Here is a 1,373-nt window from a genome sequence, read left to right on the forward strand (position 1 = left end):
CCCCGGTTTGTGGACACGGGGTGTGATTACGCGGCGGTCGCCAGCGTAGCGGTCGAGGCGGCTTGCTCGTAGACGTTCGGGGCCTGGTAGCCGCACCAGGAGTGGCGCCGTCTCGTGTTGTAGCGGGTGACCCACTTGAAGACCTGGCGGCGGCAGGTGGCCTCGTCGGGCCAACATGCGTTGTCTTGGAGGACCTCGCGTTTGAGGGTCGCGTTGAACGACTCGGCCAGAGCGTTGTCCGCGGAGGTGCCCACGGCGCCCATCGACTGGGTCACTCCGAGACGTGCGCAGAGGTGGGCGTAGTCCTTGCTCGTGTAGACCGACCCGTGATCGGAGTGGAAGATCGCACCCGCGAGGGAGCCCCTGGTCGCGGCCGCGGCCTTGAGGGCGTCCTCGACCAGGGACGTGCGCATGTGGTCCGCGACCGCCCACCCCACCAGCCGGCGCGAGTAGCAGTCGATCACGGTCGCGAGGTAGAGGTTCCCGCCGCTGCCGGCGGCGCTGATGGGCAGGTAGGTGATGTCGCCGACGTAGCGGTGGTTCGGCGCGTGCGCCGTGAAGTCTCGTTGGAGGAGGTCGGGCACGAGCTGGTTCGCGGGCTCGGGCACCGTCGTGCGGACCCGACGCTTCTTGACGTAGCCGCGGATCGCGTGGGCGCGCATCACGCGGGCGACCCGCTTGTGATTGACCCGATCGCCCGGTTGGGCGCCGTCGTTGAGCTCCGCGGTCACCCGGGGCGCGCCGACGGTGTTGTCGGCCTTGTGCACCGCCCGGATCCGCGCGGCCAGGACCGCGTCCGCAGTGGCCCTGGCCGCCCGGGCCGGGGCGCCGGCCTTCCACGCGTAGTACGAGGACCGCTCGACTTCCACGAGTTGGCACAGTCGCTTCACCGGGTAGGTGGCGGCGTTGTCCGCGACGAACTGGAAGCGACTCACCAGCGCGTCTCCCCGGCGAAATACTTCGCCGCCTTCTGCAGGATCTCCCGCTCGGTCGTCAGTTTCCGCTCGCTGGCCTCGAGCTCAGCGACCCGCGCCTCGAGCCGGGCGATCCTCGCCTGCGGCGTCTCGTCGACGGGCACCGGCCGACCAGCCGACGTCGTCGGCGTGGACTGCAGTGGGCTGGTCGTGGGCGTTCCGTCAGCGGCCGTCTTCTTGCCGGTCCCGTACGCGTCGAGCCAGGTGCGCAGCGTGCCACGCACGATGCCGAGGTCCTCGGCTATGCCACGGACCGTGGCGCCCGGGGTGGACTCGTACAAGTCGACGGCCTGACGACGGAACTCCTCGGAGTAGTTCTTCCTGACCATAGTTCTCGGATCATCTCGCTTCCCCAGCAAACGCTGGAATCAGCGTGTCCAAGAACCGGGGTCAGGCCCC

Annotated in this window: 1 protein-coding gene; it reads right to left on the reverse strand. The window is 69.3% G+C overall.

What is annotated here, in order from left to right; all coding sequences use genetic code 11:
* Positions 1-26: 26 nt before the first annotated feature.
* Positions 27-1,303, reverse strand: a protein-coding gene (locus tag CLV34_RS00570; RefSeq protein ID WP_100348357.1) for an IS3 family transposase whose coding sequence is annotated in 2 segments (ribosomal slippage) — positions 27-952 and positions 952-1,303 — 1,278 coding nt in all. Because the reading frame shifts where the segments join, the coding sequence is not laid out codon by codon here.
* Positions 1,304-1,373: the final 70 nt, after the last annotated feature.

The organism is Luteimicrobium subarcticum (genome assembly GCF_002798015.1).
GTDB classification, from domain to species: domain Bacteria; phylum Actinomycetota; class Actinomycetes; order Actinomycetales; family Cellulomonadaceae; genus Luteimicrobium; species Luteimicrobium subarcticum.